This is a genomic window from Sphingomonas sp. P4_G3 (assembly GCF_056401105.1).
Genome location: NZ_JBFUJZ010000001.1, coordinates 553,035 through 570,891 on the forward strand (window position 1 = coordinate 553,035; position 17,857 = coordinate 570,891).

Consider the following 17,857-nt stretch of genomic DNA (forward strand, 5'->3'; position numbering starts at 1 on the left):
TCAGGCCGCCTCGGCGGCCATCTCTCCCATCGCGGCATCGACCAGCCGGCGTTCGAGTGTCTTGACCCGTGCCGGCGCCTCGATCTTGTCGCCGGTCAGGTCGGTTACATAGAAAGTATCGACCGCGCGCTCGCCATAGGTCGCGACATGCGCCGAGTGGATTGTCACTTTCGACTGGAACAGCGCCTGGGCGAGTTGGTGCAGCAAGGCAGGGCGATCGCGCGCATTGACCTCGATCACGGTGAAGCGGTTCGAGGCATGGTTGTCGACGAAGGCCGCGGGATTGATGTCGAACGCCTCGGCGCGCGGACGCGGTAGTGGCTTCGCCTTGAGGCGGTCGCTGAGCTTGTTGCGATTGGCCAGCGCATCCTCGATCGCGCGTCGCAATCGGGTCAGCTGGGCGGAATCATCGAACGGGCGGCCGAGCGGATCCTGGACCAGGAAATTATCGATCGCCATGCCGTCGCGGGTCGTATGGATCCGCGCGTCGATGATGTTGCCGCCCGCCACGCTGATCGCACCGGCGATGCGGTAGAATAACCCCGGATGGTCGGCGGCGTAGATGGTGACCAGCGTCGCGCCGCGATCCGCATCGACCTGGCTGGCGATCGATAACGGCTCGTCGCCGGCCTCGGCCATCAGCTTCAGATTGGCGATCAGCGCATGGTCGGGTTCCGCCACCCAATAGGATTCGGGCAGGCGCTTGACGACCGACGCGAAGGTCTTGTCGTCCCAGCCGAGCGCGGCGGCGACCGCGTACTGCTTGGCCGCGACGCGTTCGCTCCGTCCCTTCTGCTTGTGGCCCAGCCTGAGCACTTCTTCCGCCGCTTCATAGAGGTCAGTGAGGAGCTGGCGTTTCCAGCCATTCCAAACGCCGGGACCGACCGCGCGGATATCGACCACCGTCAGCGTCAACAGCAAGCGCAGCCGCTCCGGGCTCTGCACTGCCTCGCAGAAATCGAGGATCGTCTTGAAGTCGGACAGGTCGCGCTTGAACGCGGTCGCCGACATCAGCAGATGATAGCGGACCAGCCAGGCGACCGTCTCGGTCTCGGCCGCGGTCATCCCGAAGCGCGGGCACAGCCGCTGCGCGACTTCGGCGCCGAGCACCGAATGATCGCCGCCGCGCCCTTTGGCGATATCGTGCAGCAGCACCGCGACATAGAGGACGCGGCGCGACGCGATCTGCTTCATGATCGCGTGGCTGAGTGGATGATCTTCGGTCAGGTCGCCGCGTTCGATCCGGCTCAACAGCCCGATCGCGTGGATGGTATGCTCGTCGACCGTATAATGATGGTACATGTCGAACTGCATTTGCGCGACGACGCGGCCGAAATCGGGTACGAAACGGCCGAACACCCCGGCCTCGTTCATCCAGCGCAACGTGGTCTCGGGATTGTGGCGGCTGGTCAGCACCTCGAGGAACAAGGCGTTCGCTTCGGGGTCGCGGCGAATGTCGTCGGCCAGCTTCGCGTCGCGCGCGGCGGCGCGCATCGCCAGCGGATGGATTTCGAGACCGTGACGGTCGGCCAGCACGAACATCTCGATCAATCGGCTGGGTTTCTGGGCGAGGAAATCCTCGTCGGGTAGCGCCAGCCGACCACGGTCGAGCACGAAGCCGTTGAGTTTGCTCGGGCGGCGGCGCAGCACCGGCAGGCCGAAGCGTCGCCCGCGCGCCGCGAATTTATCGTCGAGATGCGCCAGAAAGACCCCGGTCAGGTCGCCGACCGCCTTCGCCTGCAGGAAATAATAATGCATGAAGCGCTCGACCTTGGACTTGCCCGGCCGGTCGGCGAAGCGCATCCGCTCGGCGATCTCGCGCTGCATGTCGAAGGTCAGACGGTCTTCGGCCCGCCGCGACAGCGAATGGAGGTGGCAGCGCACCGCCCATAGGAAATTGTCGGCGCGGTGGAACTGGGCATATTCGGCGCGGGTGAACAGCCCGACATCGACCAGTTGCGCGGCGTTCTGGACGTTATAGGCATATTTGCCGATCCAGAAGAGCGCGTGCAGATCGCGCAATCCGCCTTTGCCTTCTTTGACATTGGGTTCGACCACGTACCGCGTGTCGCCCATGCGTTTATGGCGCAAGTCGCGCTCGGCGAGCTTCTCGGTGATGAACACGCGCGCGGTATCCGACTGGACCTCCGCCTTGAAGCGGCGCGCGGCCTCGTCGTAAAGGTCCTGGTCGCCCCAGACATAGCGCGCCTCGAGCAAAGCAGTGCGGACCGTGACGTCGCCCTTTGCCTGGCGGACCATATCGTCGAGGCTGCGGGTCGACTGGCCGACCTTCAGCCCCAGATCCCACAAGGCATAGAGCATCGATTCGACGACTTGCTCGTGCCAGGGCGTTTCCTTCCACGGCGTCAGGAAACCGATATCGACGTCCGAATGCGGTGCCATCTCGCCGCGGCCATAGCCGCCGACCGCTATCAGGGTCAGGCGCTCGGCGGCGGTCGGGTTGCTCAGCCGATAGAGCCGCTCGACGGTGAAATCGTAGAGCAGGCGCAGAATCTGGTCGATCAGGAACGCCTGGCTGGCCGCGATCTCCAGCCCGCGCGACGGGTGTTCGAGCAGCCGGCGCTCGATCTCGGCGCGGCCCGATTGCAGCGCCTGTTTGAGCAGAGCGGTCGCCGCGTGGCGGAGCTTGGTACGGTCGTCGCCCTCCAGCGCCTTGAGCGCATCGGCCAATATGCGGCGATCGATGATCGCGCGGCGGTGGGGCAGGCTGTCGAAGCGTGCGGGCATGACCCGGCGATAGTCGCGAACGCACGCGGCGTCACGCGTGGTTATGGCCTAGAATTTGTTTCAGCAAAGCTGAAACGGTAACGGTGCCGGGCCACTCCCTCTAGCGGCCGTGCTGCAGCCCCTCGGCGGTCCAGCCGAGATCGAAGCGTTCGCGATCGGCGAAGAACGCGGAGATCTCGCCGCGCAGGCAATCGGTGATCCAAGGCAGCGGTAGGCCGACGGCACGAGCGTAGTTGCGGGCGAATCCAAGCGCATAGACCGGGGCGGAGAAACCGTCGAAGCGCGCCTGCTCGATCGCTTCGAGATGGCGCACCGCCATCCGGGTCACGTCGGCGACCTCGGCCAGCGACAATCCCAATTGCTCACGCGCCGACCGCAACGCCCGACCGACCGCATCCGCGGACAGGACCGGCATGTTGCGGTCGAGTTCCTCTCCAAACAAATCCATCAGAAGCCCCCCGACTCGATCGGAGGATCGCACCATTGTGCCGCTACCGCAACGACGCTGATTGGCCAGGACTGCTTTGCGGCTGACAAAGCGTCCGAATTTGGGTCGCTCAGATGGTTTGCGGCGCGGTAATCTTACTGTAATGGCTTGGCAGGGCGCCTCTTTTGGTGCGGGGTGGGAATTATGAACCTTGAGCCGCCGGTAACGCCGGAACGGACACAATCGCGGCTGGCTTCGCGCCTGCTGGTGGAAACGCAGCTAACCAGCCTGGTCAGGGCGATCGCTATCGTACGCAAACTTGCCGGCGGGTCGTTCGTGTTCGATCGCGGCATCTTCTTCCTGGCGATATTGCGTGCCAGCGGCGACGTGCTGGCCGATTGGCCCAATGCGCCGCGTAGCCAGGCCGATAGTGGCGGCATCAGCATCAACGCGCTGTCGCAGTCGCTGCACCGCCCGTTCGAAACCGTCCGCCGCCATGTCAACGCGCTAATCGAAGCTGGATTGTGTGCGCGCACGAATAATGGCGTGGTGATCCCGATTGCATTGCGCGACGATCCCGATGTCGCGGCATTGCTGGTCCATCTGCACGATTCGCTGGTCTGGCTGGCCGACGAATTCCACGCCTTCGACATGCCGCTCCCGCGTACCGCGACAGTCGATCAGCCCTATCGCGCCGACATCACGCTGGCGGCGTCGATCGACCTGGCACTGGGCGCGTTCGACAATGTCGGCTTGTTCGTGTCGGACTGGCTGGAACTCGCCATCGTCGGAGCGGTGCTGGTCGCGAGCGTGCGGCGGATCACGCTCGATAGCGAATTGGCGCGTCGTTATTCGGAAACCGCTACCTTCGTGCCGATCGAGCAGCGCGATCCGGTTTCCGCGGCGGCGATCTCGCGTGCGCTGACGATCCCCTATTCGACGGTGCGGCGCCAGATCCTGGCGACGGTCGCGGCTGGCAAGCTGGTCGAGCGCGGACGCGGCGTGCTGCTGTCCGACGATTTGTTGGCCGGGCCTGGCGCCGCGATCATGGGGGCCACGGCGACGATGCGGACCGCGGCGCTGTTCGGACGACTGGTGCCCGGCGGCTTCCCGTTCAACGACCCCAAAAGCGCTTATATTGCGGGACGGCCGGCGCTGGTCGATTTCAGCTGAGGCAGATCGGAATCACGTGATCGGTAACGAGGAGACGGCGATCCGTGCCAGTTCGGCGGCAAGGGTCAGCGCCACCCACCGTTCAGGCAGTTTCACGACCCGGGCATAAGCACGTGCCGCCGCAATCGTCGCGCCGGCGCCAGGCAGTCGGCCGAAATCCGAATTCTCGATCGCACTGACGATCTGCAAGTCGGTGCCGGCCCGGCGCGCCACGTCATCCAGCGACAAACCCATCCTCAACCGGCCGCGCCACAAGGCTTCGCCGATCTGGCTGGGTGCGGAAATGGCCCTTCCCTCCATTTTCGCGGTCAGATGATCTGGTGCCGGACCGCGTTTATCGCGGTCCATCGAATCCCCTCCTGTCCCCGAGGTGATCTCTGCCATAGTTCGGAAATGGCCGCAACGGACCAAATTGCCGTGGGCAAGATTTATCGAACCAATCTGGGGCTAGTCGTCGTGCGCGAGCCGCTTCAGACGATAGAGCACGTCCAGCGCTTCGCGCGGGCTGAGCGCGTCGACATCGAGGCTGTCGAGTTCGGCACGGACGGCGTCGCATTCCTCTTCCTCCGCCTCGATCGCGGCGGCGAATAGCGGCAGGTCGTCGAGTCCCGCAGCAAGCCCCCCAGTCTTGGCGCGGCCCGCCTCGAGCTTGGCCAGCACCGCCTTGGCACGCGCGATCGTGGCCGGCGGCAGCCCGGCGAGGCGCGCCACCGCGAGGCCGTAGGAACGGTCGGCGGGTCCCTCGGAGACTTCGTGGAGCAGGACCAGATCGCCTTTCCATTCGCGCGCGCGGACATGGTGAAGGCTCAGTGCATCACAGCGTTCGGCAAGCCGCGTCAGCTCGTGATAATGCGTCGCGAACAGGCAGCGGCAGCGATTGTCCTCATGGATCGCCTCGACCACTGCCCAGGCAATGGCGAGGCCGTCATAGGTTGAGGTACCGCGTCCGACTTCGTCGAGGATGACGAAGCTGCGCGGCGTGGCTTGCGCCAGGATCGCCGCGGTCTCGACCATTTCGACCATGAAGGTCGACCGCCCGCGCGCGAGATTGTCCGACGCGCCGACGCGGCTGAACAATTTGTCGACCAGCCCGAGTTCGGCGCGTGCCGCCGGGACATAGCTGCCCGCCTGGGCGAGTACCGCGATCAGCGCGTTCTGGCGGAGGAAAGTCGACTTGCCGCCCATGTTCGGGCCGGTGACCAGCCACAGCCGCGAGGTTTCGGAAAGCACGCAATCATTGGCGACGAAGCGTTCGCCGCTGCGCTGGACGGCGGCCTCGACCACCGGATGGCGCCCGCCTTCGACCTCGAAACAGGCATGATCGACCAAGCTGGGCCGAGCCCAGCCGTCCTCGGCGGCGCGCTCGGCCAGCCCGGCGGCGACGTCGAGCCGGGCCAGCGCATCGGCGGTCGCGGCGATCGCCTCGCGACCGGCGAGCGCGGTCTGGGTCAGTTCCTCGAGATGCGCCGCCTCGGCGGCAAGCGCATGGCTGCCGGCCTGGGTGACCTTCATCGCCAGTTCGTGGAGTTCGGGCGCGTTGAAGCGGACGACGCCGGCCAGCGTCTGGCGATGGGTGAACCCGCTGTCGGGCGCCATCAGCGGATCGGCGGCTCTGGCCGGAACCTCGACATGATAGCCGAGCACGCCGTTATGACGGATCTTGAGCGCGCTCGTGCCGGTGCGGTTGCGATATTCCGCCTCGAGCGCAGCGATCGCGCGGCGGCCGCCGGCGCCGATATCGCGCAGATCGTCGAGCTCGGCGTCATACCCTTCGGCGATATAGCCGCCGTCGGACGCGTCGATCGGCGGGGAGGGGACGAGCGCGCGCTTGAGCAGGTCGACCAGCGACCCGTGGCCGCGCAGCCGAGGCACGATGTCCTGGAGCAATGGCGGTGGCGCATCGAGCGCGTCGATCCGCTCACCGAGCAACCAGGCGCCATCGAGCCCGTCGCGCAACTGCCCAAGATCGCGCGGGCCGCCGCGGCCGGCGACCAGGCGTCCCAGCGCGCGGCCGATATCGGGCAGGCTGCGCAAGGTCGCGCGCAGGCTTTCGCGCAAGGCGCCATCGTCGTGCAACCGCTGGACGAGGTCGAGCCGCGCCTCGATCGCCGAGCGGTCCATCAGTGGCGCGCCGATATCCCCGGCAAGCAACCGCGCGCCGGCGCCGGTCACGGTGCGGTCGACCGCGTCGAGCAGGCTGCCCTTACGCTGGCCGGTCTGGGTCTGGGTGAGTTCCAGGCTGTCGCGCGTTGCGGCGTCGATCGCCATCGCTTCGCCGGCATTGCCGATCCGGGGCGGCTGCAGGAACGGCAGCGAGCCTTTCGCGGTATGGTCGAGATAGGCGACCAACCCGCCGGCCGCGGCCATGCCGGCGCGGCTCAATTGTCCGAATCCATCGAGCGTGGCGACACCGTAAACGCGCTTCAACCGCGTTTCGGCGGCGGTCGAATCGAACTCGCCGCGCGGGCGCAGCACGGTTGCATAATGTTCAAACGCGCTGCCTTCGCTCGCCAGCACTTCGGCCGCGTTCAGGCGCGCAAGTTCGGCGGACAGGCCGCCTGCATCGGTTTCGACCAATTCGAACCGCCCGGTCGAAACGTCGGCGGCGGCGACAGCGATGCCGCCCGCCGCTTCGCCGATCGCGACGCACCAATTGGCGGTGCGGGAATCGAGCAGAGCTTCCTCGGTCAAGGTACCGGCAGTCACCACGCGGATGATCGCCCGCGCGACCAAGGCCTTGGACCCGCCGCGCTTCTTGGCCTCGGCCGGGGTCTCGGTCTGGTCGGCGATGGCGACGCGATGGCCGGCCTTGATCAGTCGTTGCAGATATCCGACCGCGGCATGCGCCGGCACGCCGCACATCGGGATCTTCTCCCCGTCATGCTCGCCGCGCGCGGTCAGCGCGATGTCGAGCACGGCGCTGGCGATTTTCGCGTCTTCGAAGAACAATTCGAAGAAATCGCCCATCCGGTAGAAGAGCAGGCAATCTCCAGCCTCCGCCTTCAAGGCGAGATACTGGGCCATCATCGGGGTCGGGGCGGCGTCAGCCATTGGCGTCGGTTAGCCCAGCCGATCTGCGGCGCAAATCCCGCTTTCGCCCTTTGCTGTGGGTAAAGTGTGCGGATTCCCGCCTGGCGGGCAGCGCATCCCTGTCGGCAAAAGTACATCAAGGGCCCGGAAGCCGGTTTCCTTCTCCCCAAGGCGCACCTAAAGACGGGCGCAACAGAGAGGACCAGGATGGCCGACGAATCTTCCGTGCAGTTTTCCGACCGCGAAGCATTGCTGTTCCATTCGGAGGGGCGGCCCGGCAAGATCGAGATCATCGCGTCGAAACCGCTGACGACGCAGCGCGACCTGGCGCTGGCCTACTCGCCCGGTGTCGCCATTCCGGTGCAAGCGATCGCCGACGATCCCGCGACCGCCTATGATTATACTGCCAAGGGCAATCTCGTCGCGGTCATCTCGAATGGCACCGCGATCCTGGGCATGGGCAATCTCGGCGCATTGGCGTCCAAGCCGGTGATGGAAGGCAAGGCGGTCCTCTTCAAGCGTTTCGCCGATGTCGACGCGATCGATATCGAACTCAAGACTGAGGATGTGGACCGCATCATCGACGCGGTCGAGCTGATGGAGCCGAGCTTCGGCGGCATCAACCTCGAGGACATCAAGGCGCCCGAATGCTTCATCATCGAGCAGACGCTGCGCGAGCGGATGAACATCCCGGTCTTCCATGACGACCAGCATGGCACCGCGATCATCACCGCGGCCGGCCTGATCAACGCCTGCCTGCTGACCGGCCGGCACCTTTCGGACATCAAGGTCGCGGTCAACGGCGCGGGCGCGGCCGCGATCGCTTGCACCGAGCTGATCAAGGCAATGGGCGTGCGGCATGAAAACGTCATCATGTGCGACCGTTCGGGTGTGATCTATCAGGGGCGTGACAAGATCAATCAATGGCAGTCGGCGCATGCCGTCGTGACCGAAAAGCGAACGCTCAAGGAAGCGATGCACGGTGCCGACGTCTTTCTTGGCCTGTCGGCAGCGGGTGCGGTCACCCCCGACATGGTGCGCGACATGGCCAACGCGCCGATCATCTTCGCGATGGCCAATCCCGAGCCCGAAATCCGTCCCGAGCTGGCCAAGGAAGCACGCCCCGACGCGATCATCGCGACCGGGCGCTCGGACTATCCCAACCAGGTCAACAACGTGATCGGCTTCCCGTTCATCTTCCGCGGCGCGCTCGACGTGCGCGCAACCGGGATCAACGAGGAAATGAAGATCGCCGCCGCGCACGCGATCGCCGAACTGGCGCGCGAGGCGGTGCCCGAGGAAGTCGCCGTCGCTTATGGTGTGCGCCATACTTTCGGTCCCGAATATATCATCCCGGCGCCGTTCGATCCGCGGCTGATGGAATTGGTGCCCGCCGCGGTCGCCAAGGCGGCGATGGATTCGGGAGTCGCGACCAAGCCGATCCTCGACATGGCGGCCTATCGCCAGCAGCTGCGCGGTCGGCTCAACCCGACCACCGGCGTGCTCGCCCAGGCCTATGAAGGCGCGCGCGCGCAGCCCAAGCGCGTACTGTTCGCCGAAGGCGAGGAGGAAGTCGTGCTGCGCGCCGCGGCGGCATTCCGCGAGGGCGGTTACGGCACGCCGGTGCTGGTCGGACGCGACGACGTCCATGACCGGCTGCGGGCGCTCGGCGTCAAGGAGGTCGAGAGTTACGAGGTCCATAACAGCCGCACCTCGGCCCTGGTGCCGCGGATGGTCGATTTCCTTTATCAGCGGCTCCAGCGCCGCGGCTATCTGCGCCGCGATTGCGAGCGGATGATCAACCAGGACCGCAACATCTTCGGCGCCGTCCTGCTCCAGCTCGGCGAGGCCGATGCGATGATCACCGGGGTCACGCGGACCTATGCCCAGACGATGCGCGAAGTGCGCAAGGTGATCGACATCGAGGCCGGGCGGACCGCATTCGGCATCCATGTCATGGTCGGCCAGACGCACACCGTGTTCATGGCCGACACCACGATCAATGAGCGTCCGACCGCCGAGGAATTGGCCGATATCGCCGAGCAGACCGCCGCTGTCGCACGCCGCATGGGTCACGAACCGCGCGTCGCGTTCCTCAGCTATTCGACCTTCGGCAATCCCGAGGGGCGCTGGCTCGAGAATTTGCGTGCCGCCGTGGGCGTGCTCGACCAGCGCCAGGTCAGCTTCGAATATGAAGGCGAAATGGCGCCCGATGTCGCGCTCAACCCGCGCCAGTTGGCCAATTATCCGTTCGCCCGTCTGTCGGGTCCGGCCAATGTGCTGATCATGCCCGGGCTGCAGTCGGCCAACATTTCGGCCAAATTGCTGCGCGAATTGGGTGGCGACGCGGTGATCGGGCCCATGCTGGTCGGACTGGAAAAACCGGTCCAGATCGCGCCGATGACCTCGACCGCGAGCGAGCTGGTGACGCTGGCGGTGCTCGCCGCAGGTGGGGTCGCGCGCTGATCTAATCGCCTCTCCGGATCGAGCATCTCTTGCTGCTACGTTTGTAGCATGCTACAAACGTAGCAGGAGGTCGTGATGATCGATTCGTTGCCGCGCCGCGAGCGTGAGATTTTCGAGATCCTGTGCGGCCTGGGGGAGGGCACCGCTTCGGCCGTCCGTGGCGCGATGACAGAGCCACCCAGCGATTCGGCGGTACGCGCGTTGCTCGCGCGGCTCGTGGCCAAGGGGCTGATCGCGCACCGCACCGAGAACCAAGCCTATGTCTATGCGCCCGTGCCGCAGACCGATGCGGTCGCGGAGGGCGCGCTGCAGCGGCTAGTGCAGACTTTCTTTCACGGCTCGGCGGCAAGCGCCGCGACTGCGTTGCTGGGGATGGAGCCCAAGCTTGCGTCCGACGAAATCGATGCGCTTCAGCGTATGATCGACCAAGCCCGGCGGGATGCGAAATGATGCTGGGCTTGCTGGTCGACCTCGGCTGCAAATCGGCGCTGATCGCCGGCGCGGCGTTGCTCGTCAGCACAGCGATGCGTGCCCGGCCGGCGGCGGAACGCGCCGCTTTGCTGCAGGCGGCGCTGGTTGCTTCGCTCGCGCTGTTCGTGCTCGCGCCGCTGCTGCCGCCGCTCGAACTCGCCCTGCTGCCGGCATCCGAGACCGTATCGAGCGCGGTCAATACGAGGAGCGCCCCGGGGGCCGTGGCCGAAATGCCGAGCGCGCCTGCTACGGCGCTCGACGGCGCGGCCTTGGTGGCGATGCTCTACGCTGCCGGGGTCGTGCTGCTCCTGGTTCGTTTTCTGACGGGGCTGTGGACGCTGCGGCGCTGGACGGGCGCTGCTCGGCCGGCGATCGATCCGCACTGGCTGCGCGTGATGGATCGGGAGACCGTCGGTTTCCGCCGACCGCTCCGCCTGCTGGTTTCGCCACATGCCGTGACGCCGCTCAGCTGGGGAATCATGCCCGCCTGGATCCTGATCGGACCGGCGACGCATGCCCACCCCGATCAGGCGGAGGCGGTCATCGCGCATGAAATGGCGCATATTCGCCGCTTCGACTGGCTGGGGCTGGTCGTCGCCCGCGTGGCCATTGCGTTGTTCTGGTTCAACCCATTGATGTGGCTGGTCGCTCGCCAATTGATGCGCGAGGTCGAGCTCGCGGCCGACGCCGATGCGCTAGGCCGGGTCGACCGTTACGATTATGCCCAAGCATTGCTCGCGGTCGCCGGCGGACGCCCGATCCATTCCGAAGCCAACGGCATGGCGTTCTCGCGGACCGCGCTGGCGCGCCGGATCAATACCGTGCTCGATGGTGACGCTGGACGGCGCATGCGGCCGCTGGTGCCGGCGTTGTTGCTCGTGGTGGCGCTGGGCACCGCCGTGCCGCTCGCGGCTGCGCATATCGTGCGCATTGCCCCCGCGCCGCCGGCACCGCAGCCGCCGATTCCCGAACCGCCGGCGCCGCCTGTCCCGCCTTCAGCAGCGGCAGCAGCTCCGTCGGCTTGGCCCGATGCCGTGCGCAGCACCGGCCACGCTGGGGGCCGAATGTTGAAGCGCCTCGGTAGCGGGATCAGGGGGAGCTCGACCGCACGGTTCGCATTGGCGGCCACGGGCGGTACGGATCGCCAGGGGGCTAGCGTACCGGATGCGCGGGCAGTGATCGATGGCTCGCCGCAGGACGCAGACGCCGCCGCGGCGAAGCGCGAGGAAGAGGGGGGCGCTGCTGCCGCCAAACGCGGCGCGGAGGAACAGCGTCGTGGCCTTGGCGAAGGGATGCGCGGCACCGCCGTGGGATTTCGCGCGCGCGCCGAAGAGCTTGAACGCGTCGCCAATCTGCCAGGGCAATCCAGTGCTGTGCGAACGAGCAATCTAGCTATCGCAAAGGGATTCCGCGCAAGCGCCGACGATCTCGACAACAAGGCCGACACGCTGAACGGCACCTAGCCGCCGCCATCCATCGACGTCACTCAGGCAAGCGCGATTCCGCGCCACGGGACCGGCTTGCCCAATTTCAGGAGATACGAATGCGGGTCATCATTTGTGCTGTCGCAATCCTGCTTGGCGCCTGCGCCGATCATTCGGCATTGGCGAGCGAGCCTCGGCTGAGCATCAGGATCGCGGATGTTTCGACCGACACGCCATCGGGACGGGCCGAATTGCGGCGACGTGTGGTCGATGCGACGCGGCGTTTCTGCGCCGATCATGGCGCCGAGATCACGCCCTACGAATCGCGGGAGGATCCGCGCTATTGCCCCGACATGGCACGATCCTGGGCGATGAGCGGCATGACGCGCGACATGCGCCGTGCCTATAGCCTGGCGCGGCACGAGGCGAAGGTGGTCGGCAGCGCGCCGTGATCTCGGGTCGCCGGCTGCGGACCTGCTCGGCCGCGCCCCGCCGCCACGAGGCTGGACATAACGCTCAGCCGCCATACATCTAGTCCATGGCAGGTGGCGTGCATGGCTGACGCTCTGGGTGGCTCGTTGCCGCTATATCTCCTGATCGGCATCGTCATCGCGCTGATGCTGCTCGCCCGGCGGTTTCGGGTGGTCGGGCGCCTGTTGTCGATGACGGCGCTGGTCGTCTCACTCGGGCTGATCGTGATGCTAGTCGGCGAGCGCGGACGGTTCGATCCGATGTTCGCGCACGTCGCCAAGATCCTGCATCTGGAGGACGGGCAACAGGTCGTCGGCAAGGAAATGCGCGTGCCGATGGCCGATGACGGTCATTTCTGGGTGACCGTCCGGTTCGGCAATGTCGAACGCAAGATGCTGGTCGACAGCGGCGCGACGGTGACCGCTCTGTCGACCGATACCGTCGAGGCGGCGGGGCTGCGGCTCAGCCCGAGCCCGTTCCCGATGATCATCCAGACCGCCAACGGATCGGTCCGCGCCGACACCGCGACCGTGCCCGAGTTGCGCATCGGCAACATCGTCGCGCGCGACCTGCCCGTCGTCAGCTCGCCGGCGTTCGGCGATATGGACGTGATCGGGATGAACTTCCTGTCGCGGCTCAAGAGCTGGCGGGTCGAGGGGCGGACGTTGATCCTCACGCCGAACCATCCGCAGAATGCGGGTGGGGCGGTTTCCTAACCCTCTCCCTTTGGGCGCGTCGGGTCGGTCATGCCCCCGGCATGACCTGAATGGCGCGGGGCGCCATTCACCCGACGCGGGTCGAGCTCCGAAGCAGCGAGGGGTGAGGGCAGGAGTAGTCACTGCCCTCACCCTTCCGCGCCTGCGGCGAGTTCGAGCGAGGTCCGGTCCCCCGGACCGGACCTTGACCTGCCGGGGGCAGGTCAAAGCTCGAACTCTCCCTCTCCCACAGGGAGAGGGAAACTCGCCTCAGGCGTCGATCGACGTGCCGAGCTGCGCGTTGACCAGGCCGCCGTCGACCACCAAAGTATCGCCGACGACATAATCCGACGCGCGGCTGGCGAGGAAGATCGCGGCGCCGGCCATGTCCTCGTCGGTGCCGATGCGGCGCATCGGAATGCCCTTGGCGACCTCATCGCCGTGATCGCGCGCGGCGCGGTTCATCTCGCTGGCGAAGGCGCCGGGAGCCAGGCTGGTGACGATGATCGCATCCTTGATTAGCCGCGCTGCCATCCGCTTGGTGAGGTAGATCAGCGCAGCCTTGGAGGCGTGATAGCTGTACGTCTCCCACGGATTGAGCCGCAGGCCGTCGATCGAGGTGATGTTGATGACCTTGCTCGGCTTGTCGTAGCTCGCCTGCGCCTTGAGCAGGCCATGCAGTGCCTGGGTCAGGAAGAAGGGCGACTTGACGTTCAGGTCCATCACCTTGTCCCAGCCGCTTTCCGGGAAGTCCTCGAACGGCACCCCCCAGGCGGCGCCGGCATTGTTGACCAGGATGTCGAGGTGATCCTCATGTTCGGCCAGCTTAGCGGCGAGAGCCTTGCAACCGTCGACAGTCGAGACGTCCATCGGCAGCGGAATGCAGTTCGGGCCGAGTTCGGCGGCGGTTTCCTCGCAGGCCGGCGCCTTGCGCGACGAGATGTACACCTTGGCCCCCTGCGCGATGTATCCCGCGGCGATCATCTTGCCGATGCCGCGCGACCCCCCGGTGATCAGCGCGACGCGCCCTTCGAGGCTGAAGAACTTGCTGGTGTCCATGTCTGTCTCCTTATTTCCCCTCCCGCTTGCGGGAGGGGAGTTTTGATCACCCCCCGCGCTTCAGCGTCTCGCGCGCGATGATGAGTTGCTGGATCTGGCTGGTGCCTTCGTAAATGCGGAACAGGCGGACGTCGCGGTACAGCCGCTCGATGCCGTAATCGGCGATATAACCGGCGCCGCCATAGATCTGCACCGCGCGATCGGCGACGCGGCCGACCATCTCGCTGGCGAAATATTTGGCCGCGGCGGACTCCATGACGACATCCTTGCCTTCGTCCTTGGCCGCTGCCGTCTCGAGCACCAAAGCGCGGGCGGCGAGCGCCTCGGTCTTCGAATCGGCGATCATCGCCTGGATCAATTGGTGTTCGGCGATCGGCTTGCCGAACTGCTTGCGCTCGCTGGCATAAGCGACGCAATCGGCGATCAGCCGCTCGGCGACGCCGACGCACACCGCCGAGATGTGCAGCCGCCCGCGGTCGAGCACGCGCATCGCGATCTTGAAGCCTTCGCCCTCGGCGCCGAGCCGGTTCTCGACTGGCACCACGACATCATCGAAGATCACGTCGGCAACCTTGGCGCCCTTTTGCCCCATCTTCTTCTCGGGTTCGCCGATCGATACGCCGGCAAGATCGCGCGGGACCAGGAAGGCGGACACGCCGCGCCCGCCCGGCGCGTCGCCGGTCCGCGCCATCACGGTGAACAGGTCGGCCTTGTCGGCATTGGTGATGAAGCGCTTGGTACCCGACAGGCGATAAGCCTGGCCGTCCCATACGGCTTTGGTCTTCACCGCGCCCGAATCGGAGCCGACATCGGGTTCGGTCAACGCGAAGCTGGTGATGATCTCGCCGCTCGCGATCCTGGGCAGCCACTCCGCTTTCTGTTCGGGACTGCCGGCCATGACGAGCCCCTGGCTGCCGATGCCGACATTGGTGCCGAAGCTCGAGCGGAACGCCGGGGTGGTGCGGCCGAGCTCGATCGCGACCTTCACTTCTTCGAGCATGGTCAGGCCGAGGCCGCCATATTCCTCGGCGATCGACAGGCCGAACAGGCCCATCGCCTTCATCTCCGCGGTGACGTCGTCTGGGATGGCGTCCTGCGCTTCCACATCGGCTTCCAGGGGGCGAAGCCGCTCGGTCACGAAGCGGTGGACGGTGTCGATCAATGCGTCGAAGGTTTCGGCGTCGAGCGCCATGACGTTCCTCTCCCCATGTCCAACTCGTCATGCCGGGCTTGTCCCGGCATCCAACGTGCAGCAACGGCCGGATTCCGTTGTGGCGGGTTGGACCCCGGAACAAGTCCGGGGTGACGGTTGGTAGTTTGGCGCAAAGCTCGCTGCAACATCAAACAAACCCGAAATTCGAAAAGCCGGATTGACCGGCCTCAGGCCCCCTCTATGCTGCAGGAAAAATACATGCAGGAGAATGGAATGCGGTTTCAGGGCAAGCGCGCCGTGGTCACTGGCGGCGCCTCCGGTATCGGCCGTGCGACGGCGCTGCGATTGGTCGAGGAAGGCGCCGATGTCCTGATCGGCGATGTCGATGTCGCGGGCGGCCAGGAGCTTGCCGAAACCTCGAACGGCCGTATCCGCTTCCAGAAAACCGACGTGACGCAAGTCGCCGATATCGAGGCGTTGCTGGCCGCCGCCGATGCCGCGGGTGGGCTCGATATTCTGTTCAACAATGCCGGCGCGGCGGGCGCGCGTGACAAGATCGACGAGATTTCGCCCGATGATTGGGATCGCACGATGAGTCTGTTGCTGCGATCGGTGGCGATGGGCATCCGCTACGGCGCGCCGCTGATGGCGAAGCGCGGCGGCGGGGCGATCGTCAACACGTCGAGTGTCTCCGCGCTGGGCAGCGGTTATGCGCCGACCGCTTATTCGACCGCCAAAGCGGGGGTGCTGCATCTGACCAAGGTGGCCGCCGCCGACCTCGCCAAGCACAATATCCGCGTCAACGCGGTGGTGCCAGGGTTCATCACCACCAACATCTTCACCTCGGCGCTGGGGCTCGAAGGCGAGGTGCGCGATCATGTCAACGGCGTGATCGCCCAGACCGCCGCGCACGCTCAACCGGTGCAGCGCGCCGGACGGCCTGAAGACATTGCCGCAGCCGTCGCTTATCTGGCGAGCGATGACGCCAGCTTCGTCACCGGCACGCATATCCTGGTCGATGGCGGCATGCTGATCGGCACGCGCGCGAGCTGGGACGACAGCGTGCCCGGCCTGTTCTCATCACTGGAGGCGGCGGCCTCGTGAGCAAGCTGGCGACGCCGGCACCGCGCCGGCTTTCGAACTGGACTACGGCAAGCTACGGCTTCGGATCGGTTGCGTACGGCGTCAAGGATGCCGGGTTCGGGACGTTCCTGCTGATCTTCTACAACCAGGTAGTCGGGCTCGATGCCTCGACGGTCGGGTTGATCATTTTCATCGCGCTCGTCTGCGACGCGTTCGTCGATCCGCTCATTGGCGTGTTGTCGGACCGCACGCGCGGACGCTGGGGGCGGCGTCATCCATGGATGTATTCGGCGGCGCTGCCGATCGCGATCGGATGGCTGTTGTTGTGGAACCCACCGCATCTGAGCGGCGGCGCCACGCTCGCCTGGCTGTTCGTGACTGCGGTCGTCGTGCGCAGCGCGGTTAGTTGCTATGAAGTGCCGTCCCAAGCACTGACGCCGGAGCTGACGTCGGATTACGACGAGCGCACGCGGATCACCTCCTATCGCTATCTGTTCGGATGGGCGGGCGGCCTGTCGATCCTGTTGCTCGCTTACGGCGTGTTCCTGACGCCGTCGGCCGCCTATCCCAACGGCCTGCTCAATCGCGTCGGTTATGGTCACCTGGCAATCGCCAGTACCGTCATCATGGTTGTCGCCATCCTGGCATCGGCGCTGGGCACGCATCACGAGATCGCGCGGTTGCCCAAGACGGTCGTACGCAGCCAGTCTCTCGGCGAGCATTTCCGCGAGCTGTGGGAAACGGTCAAGAATCGCGGGTTCCTGATCCTGATGCTGGCGGGCGTTTGCGCCTATACCAACCAGGGGATCAGCTACGCGCTGTCCAACTACACCTATAGTTTCGTCTGGCAGTTCAAGTCCTGGACGCTGCAACTGCTACCGTTCGCGCTGATGCTGGGTGCGGCGCTCGCCTTCGTCATCGCGCCTGCGGTCGGCAAGCGCACCAGCAAGCCGCATGCGGCGATGGCGTTCGTGCTGGCGGCGACGGTGTTCCACACCATGCCCTATTGGCTGCGCTTCGCCGGCGTCTTGCCGCCACCGGGATCGAGCGCGCTGGTGTTCCTGCTCCTCCCGATCTTCGTCACCGCGACCGCGCTCAGCGTATCGTCCTTCATCCTGGGCGCATCGATGATGGCCGACGTGGTCGAGGATTCGGAAGCGCGGACCGGCCGCCGGTCGGAAGGCGTCTATTTCGCCGGATCCTTCTTCGTCCAGAAATGCACCTCGGGCCTGGGCATCATGATCGTCGGCCAGCTGCTCGATCTCGTATCCTTCCCCAAGGGTGCGAAGCCCGGCATGGTGCCGGTGGCGGTGATCGACCACCTGACGCTGGCCTTCATCCTGATCTACGGCTCGTTGGCGATCGTGGCGGCCATTCTGTTCTCCAAATTCCCGTTCGGCCGCACCGAACACGAAGCGCGGCTGGCTCGGATGATCGCGGCGGCGGAGGCCGAGGGCGCGCCGCACTCGCCGTGACACCGGTAGCGATTCGGCGGATTTCGGCCACAAAATATGGCTGCCTCAGGCGTGAATTGGGTCCAGGCGGCACCGCATTTGGGCATTCACCGGCGACGAAACACAGTTCGTCGTGAAAGGTTCCATTCATCGTGCCGACAGGGTTCCCATGTCGGTTTTGTCCACCTAACCCACCATCAACA

Annotated in this window: 14 protein-coding genes; 8 read left to right on the forward strand and 6 right to left on the reverse strand. The window is 65.8% G+C overall.

Features of this window, described 5'->3' with window-relative positions; translation table 11 throughout:
* Together AC1DQQ_RS02610 and AC1DQQ_RS02615 are read right to left on the reverse strand one after the other, a co-directional pair.
* Positions 1-2,748: a [protein-PII] uridylyltransferase gene (locus tag AC1DQQ_RS02610; RefSeq protein WP_478028128.1), complete on the reverse strand. Its 2,748-nt coding sequence runs from the start codon at positions 2,746-2,748 to the stop codon at positions 1-3.
* A 100-nt stretch (positions 2,749-2,848) separates the two neighbouring features.
* A complete protein-coding gene (locus tag AC1DQQ_RS02615) occupies positions 2,849-3,196 on the reverse strand; it encodes a helix-turn-helix domain-containing protein (protein ID WP_478028130.1) in 348 nt (115 codons plus the stop codon).
* Positions 3,197-3,379: 183 nt separating this feature from the next.
* Here AC1DQQ_RS02615 and AC1DQQ_RS02620 point away from each other — a divergent pair, with 183 nt between their 5' ends.
* Positions 3,380-4,348, forward strand: coding sequence for a hypothetical protein (locus AC1DQQ_RS02620; RefSeq protein ID WP_478044185.1), 969 nt, complete (start codon positions 3,380-3,382; stop codon positions 4,346-4,348).
* Positions 4,349-4,360: 12 nt separating this feature from the next.
* Here AC1DQQ_RS02620 and AC1DQQ_RS02625 read toward each other — a convergent pair whose 3' ends face one another.
* Together AC1DQQ_RS02625 and mutS are read right to left on the reverse strand one after the other, a co-directional pair.
* A complete protein-coding gene (locus AC1DQQ_RS02625; protein ID WP_478044186.1) occupies positions 4,361-4,696 on the reverse strand; it encodes a helix-turn-helix domain-containing protein in 336 nt (111 codons plus the stop codon).
* A gap of 99 nt (positions 4,697-4,795) precedes the next feature.
* Positions 4,796-7,375 carry a DNA mismatch repair protein MutS gene (gene mutS, locus AC1DQQ_RS02630; protein ID WP_478044507.1) on the reverse strand — a complete coding sequence of 860 codons (2,580 nt, stop codon included), beginning with the start codon at positions 7,373-7,375 and terminating at the stop codon, positions 4,796-4,798.
* Between the two features lie 210 nt (positions 7,376-7,585).
* Between mutS and AC1DQQ_RS02635 the strand changes: the two genes are divergently transcribed.
* The 5 genes from AC1DQQ_RS02635 (at position 7,586) to AC1DQQ_RS02655 (ending at position 12,926) form a co-directional block, all read left to right on the forward strand.
* A complete protein-coding gene (locus AC1DQQ_RS02635; RefSeq protein ID WP_478044187.1) occupies positions 7,586-9,844 on the forward strand; it encodes an NADP-dependent malic enzyme in 2,259 nt (752 codons plus the stop codon).
* A 75-nt stretch (positions 9,845-9,919) separates the two neighbouring features.
* Positions 9,920-10,294, forward strand: a complete 375-nt coding sequence (locus AC1DQQ_RS02640) for a BlaI/MecI/CopY family transcriptional regulator (RefSeq protein WP_478044188.1) — start codon at positions 9,920-9,922, stop codon at positions 10,292-10,294.
* Complete coding sequence (locus AC1DQQ_RS02645) at positions 10,291-11,778, forward strand: M56 family metallopeptidase (protein WP_478044189.1); 1,488 nt, start codon at positions 10,291-10,293, stop codon at positions 11,776-11,778. The genes AC1DQQ_RS02640 and AC1DQQ_RS02645 overlap by 4 nt, the downstream gene beginning before the upstream one ends.
* 80 nt (positions 11,779-11,858) lie before the next feature.
* Positions 11,859-12,191, forward strand: coding sequence for a UrcA family protein (locus AC1DQQ_RS02650; protein WP_478044190.1), 333 nt, complete (start codon positions 11,859-11,861; stop codon positions 12,189-12,191).
* A gap of 102 nt (positions 12,192-12,293) precedes the next feature.
* Positions 12,294-12,926, forward strand: coding sequence for a retropepsin-like aspartic protease family protein (locus AC1DQQ_RS02655; RefSeq protein WP_478044191.1), 633 nt, complete (start codon positions 12,294-12,296; stop codon positions 12,924-12,926).
* Between the two features lie 249 nt (positions 12,927-13,175).
* Here the strand turns inward: AC1DQQ_RS02655 and AC1DQQ_RS02660 are convergent, their stop codons facing one another.
* Positions 13,176-13,964, reverse strand: a complete 789-nt coding sequence (locus AC1DQQ_RS02660) for an SDR family oxidoreductase (RefSeq protein WP_478044192.1) — start codon at positions 13,962-13,964, stop codon at positions 13,176-13,178.
* A 46-nt stretch (positions 13,965-14,010) separates the two neighbouring features.
* Complete coding sequence (locus tag AC1DQQ_RS02665) at positions 14,011-15,156, reverse strand: acyl-CoA dehydrogenase family protein (RefSeq protein WP_478044193.1); 1,146 nt, start codon at positions 15,154-15,156, stop codon at positions 14,011-14,013.
* Positions 15,157-15,390: 234 nt separating this feature from the next.
* On the opposite strand from AC1DQQ_RS02665, the gene AC1DQQ_RS02670 reads away from it, so the two are divergent.
* Together AC1DQQ_RS02670 and AC1DQQ_RS02675 are read left to right on the forward strand one after the other, a co-directional pair.
* Positions 15,391-16,221, forward strand: a complete 831-nt coding sequence (locus AC1DQQ_RS02670) for an SDR family NAD(P)-dependent oxidoreductase (protein WP_478044509.1) — start codon at positions 15,391-15,393, stop codon at positions 16,219-16,221.
* Entirely contained in the window at positions 16,218-17,675 is a 1,458-nt protein-coding gene (locus tag AC1DQQ_RS02675) for an MFS transporter (RefSeq protein WP_478044194.1), read from the forward strand. Before AC1DQQ_RS02670 ends, AC1DQQ_RS02675 begins: the two co-directional genes overlap by 4 nt.
* Positions 17,676-17,857: the final 182 nt, after the last annotated feature.

Bases quoted from the DNA above. Each gene is read 5' to 3' on its own strand.
- AC1DQQ_RS02665 (WP_478044193.1), bottom strand. From the start codon at position 15,156: ATGGCGCTCGACGCCGAAACCTTCGACGCATTGATCGACACCGTCCAC.
- AC1DQQ_RS02625 (WP_478044186.1), bottom strand. From the start codon at position 4,696: ATGGACCGCGATAAACGCGGTCCGGCACCAGATCATCTGACCGCGAAA.
- AC1DQQ_RS02645 (WP_478044189.1), top strand. From the start codon at position 10,291: ATGATGCTGGGCTTGCTGGTCGACCTCGGCTGCAAATCGGCGCTGATC.
- AC1DQQ_RS02610 (WP_478028128.1), bottom strand. From the start codon at position 2,748: ATGCCCGCACGCTTCGACAGCCTGCCCCACCGCCGCGCGATCATCGAT.
- AC1DQQ_RS02650 (WP_478044190.1), top strand. From the start codon at position 11,859: ATGCGGGTCATCATTTGTGCTGTCGCAATCCTGCTTGGCGCCTGCGCC.
- AC1DQQ_RS02655 (WP_478044191.1), top strand. From the start codon at position 12,294: ATGGCTGACGCTCTGGGTGGCTCGTTGCCGCTATATCTCCTGATCGGC.
- mutS (WP_478044507.1), bottom strand. From the start codon at position 7,375: ATGATGGCCCAGTATCTCGCCTTGAAGGCGGAGGCTGGAGATTGCCTG.
- AC1DQQ_RS02615 (WP_478028130.1), bottom strand. From the start codon at position 3,196: ATGGATTTGTTTGGAGAGGAACTCGACCGCAACATGCCGGTCCTGTCC.
- AC1DQQ_RS02640 (WP_478044188.1), top strand. From the start codon at position 9,920: ATGATCGATTCGTTGCCGCGCCGCGAGCGTGAGATTTTCGAGATCCTG.
- AC1DQQ_RS02670 (WP_478044509.1), top strand. From the start codon at position 15,391: ATGCGGTTTCAGGGCAAGCGCGCCGTGGTCACTGGCGGCGCCTCCGGT.
- AC1DQQ_RS02660 (WP_478044192.1), bottom strand. From the start codon at position 13,964: ATGGACACCAGCAAGTTCTTCAGCCTCGAAGGGCGCGTCGCGCTGATC.
- AC1DQQ_RS02635 (WP_478044187.1), top strand. From the start codon at position 7,586: ATGGCCGACGAATCTTCCGTGCAGTTTTCCGACCGCGAAGCATTGCTG.
- AC1DQQ_RS02620 (WP_478044185.1), top strand. From the start codon at position 3,380: ATGAACCTTGAGCCGCCGGTAACGCCGGAACGGACACAATCGCGGCTG.